General features: G+C 66.8%; 1 protein-coding gene and 1 pseudogene. Both read right to left on the bottom strand.

Translation table 11 applies throughout. From position 1 onward, the window contains the following. Positions 1 to 1,707, bottom strand: a 1,707-nt coding sequence (locus H4N64_RS43975; protein WP_260860453.1) for an ISAzo13 family transposase, incomplete at its 3' end; no start/stop codon positions are given. Between the two features lie 55 nt (positions 1,708 to 1,762). Further along, positions 1,763 to 2,530, bottom strand: a pseudogene (locus H4N64_RS43970) (IS256 family transposase); the annotation flags it as partial. Positions 2,531 to 2,591 lie beyond the last annotated feature (61 nt).

Raw genomic sequence — 2,591 nt, 5'->3', positions numbered from 1 at the left:
GGTGGGGTGGGACAGGGTCTGGGAGAGATCCATTCGGCCGGTGGTCGCGCCGTCCTGCGCCCAGTCGTGCAGTTCCTGGGCGGAGGAGAAGTAGTGCGCGGTCTGCGAGACGGTGATCTTCTGCGCGTCCATGAGGGTGCGGGTCTCGCCGATGGCCTTGCCGATGGTGACCGGGTTGATGGCGAGCAGGTCGACCAGGACTTTCTGGGAGCAGACGCGGCGCAGGTAGATCACGGTGATGAGGATGCGGTCGGCGTTCGAGAGCAGGGGTTTGCCGTGCGCTCCGGGGGCCTGCAGGCGTCGGCCGCCGCGTTGCTGGAACTTGCGCTGTTCGGCCTGGGCGGCCTGTGCGGGAGCCAACTGTACGCACAGTGAGCCCAGTTCGGGTGGGGTCATGCCGCTCAGACGCAGGTCGGCGAGCATCGCCAGGACTTGCGACCTGGCGTGGTCGCGCTCGCTGGCGTTGATCACGCCGTCGCCGGTGGCGCCGGCCGGGGCGATCGTGTAGTTCCAGGATCCGTGCCGGTCATGGTGTGTGATCGGCAGTGAGCGCAGGTTCTCGCGGCTGACGGAGATTCCCACCGGGTAGGTCCCGGTGTCCAACTCGGCGTGAACGCGCAGGCCGGTGCGGGTGCGGGTCGCGGCGATGCTGTTGACCACGACTTCGTGGCTGGTCAGGGGCCTGCCACGCCAGTTCATGGAGATGTGGGAGAACAGCCGGTGCTCGATTTTGTTCCATTTCGAGGTGCCCGGCGGAAAGTGCAAAACGCTCACCGTGAGGCCCATCTGGGCGGCGAACACGGCGAGTTCAGCCTTCCACAACCGGTAGCGGTAGCTGTTGGACCCTCCGCAGTCCGCGGTGATCAGCAACCGGTCGGCCTCCGGGTAGTCCACCCGGCCACGGGCCCGCCACCAGCGGCGGATCGACTCGACCGCGAACACCGAGGTGTCGTGATCGGTACCGACGTTCACCCAGCCTCTGTCGTGGGCCAGATCGTAGATGCCGAAGGGTATCGCCACCTCGACGTCGGGGCCGATGAAGTAGAAGCTGTGGTCCTCCACCTGCACCGGATCGCCGGCGGGGCGCCATTGGCGCCCGGGGTTCGGCAGCTGTCCTATCTGCTCCTTCTTCTTGGCATCGATACTGATCACCGGCTGACCGCCAGAGTGGTGCTCTTTGACCTGTTCATTGATGTAGCGGAACTGCGCGTCCCGATCGGGGTGTTGCTTGCCCTCCAGCGTCTTGGCGCTGGCCTGCAGACTGAAACCCTGTCCCTTCAGCAGTCGGCCGACGGTCGGAGCGGAGACCGGGTGCCCTTGCCTGGTCAGCTCCTCGGCTAGGTTGCGCAGGGACTTGGTGGTCCAGCGCAGCGGCGACATCGGATCGCCCCGCTCGTCCGGCTCCACCAGCTTCAGCAACGCCGGAACCAGGGACGGATCCTGCTCCTCGGCCGGTTTGCGCCCACCCCCGGGGCGCCGGACGCAGCCGTCCCGCAGCGGATCCTCACCGGCCTCCAGCTCGAACACACCGTTGCGGACCGTTGTCTCGCTCACCCCGGCCAGCCTCGCCACGGCCCGTACCCCGCCGTGTCCGAGCAATCGCGCCTCCTGCCCCAGCATCAGACGCCGCTGACGCTCGTTCAGATGCGGCAACACGACCTGGAACCGCAGCGCGAGCTGGTCCAGAACATCGTCGGCGAAGCTCATACCAGAGCAACGGGCTTGTCCTATGAAAGCAACGGGTTGTTCCTTGACGGCTTCAATGAACCCTGCACCGCTGCCAGGCGGCGCCGAGCATCACCTTGCGGACCGCGGCGACCAGCCCGGCGTGCTGGTCCGTGACGACCAGACGGACCCCGGACAGGCCACGCTCCCGCAGCGAGCGCAGGAACTCCTTCAAGAACGCCTCGCTCTCGCTGTCCCCGACCATCAGGCCCAGGACCTCGCGGCCTCCGTCCTCGGTGATACCGGTGGCGACCACCACGGCCCGGGAGACGATCTGGTGGTTCACCCGCGCCTTGCAGTAGGTCGCGTCCAGGTAGACGTAGGGGAAGCGGACGTGATCCAGCGGGCGGGTGCGGAACGCGGTCAGCGGCTCGTCCAGCATCGTGCAGATCCGGGAGACCTCGGACTTGGAGATGCCGCTGTCCCCGCCGAGGGCTTTGACCAGGTCATCCACGCTGCGGGTGGAGACGCCGTGCACGTATGCCTCCATGATGACGGCGTAGAGGGCCTGGTCGATGCGGCGCCGTCGCTCCAGCAGGCTGGGGAAGAAGCTGCCGGTGCGGACCTTGGGAATCTCCAGGTCCAGATCGCCGGCCAGCGTGGTCAGCACCTTCTCCCGGTGCCCGTTGCGGACGTTGGTCCGCGTCGGCGTGTGCTCGTTCCACTCCGCGCCGATATGGGCACTTGCCTCGGCCTCGATCAGCTCCTGCACCATCCGCTCGGCGAAGGCGCGGATGAGCTCGATTCCATCGGTCGAGCGTAGTGACTCAAGCAGCCGTATCAGTTCAGACTGGGACAGGGCCATCGTGCACTCCTCGTGGTTGAACTGGGCGTTCACCAAGGAGAGTTACGCGATGGCCCGCCTC

Origin of the sequence: Streptomyces cupreus, from assembly GCF_014257025.1 — a bacterium.
GTDB classification, from domain to species: Bacteria; Actinomycetota; Actinomycetes; order Streptomycetales; family Streptomycetaceae; genus Streptomyces; species Streptomyces cupreus.
This window is presented reverse-complemented; position numbering and strand designations above follow the sequence as displayed.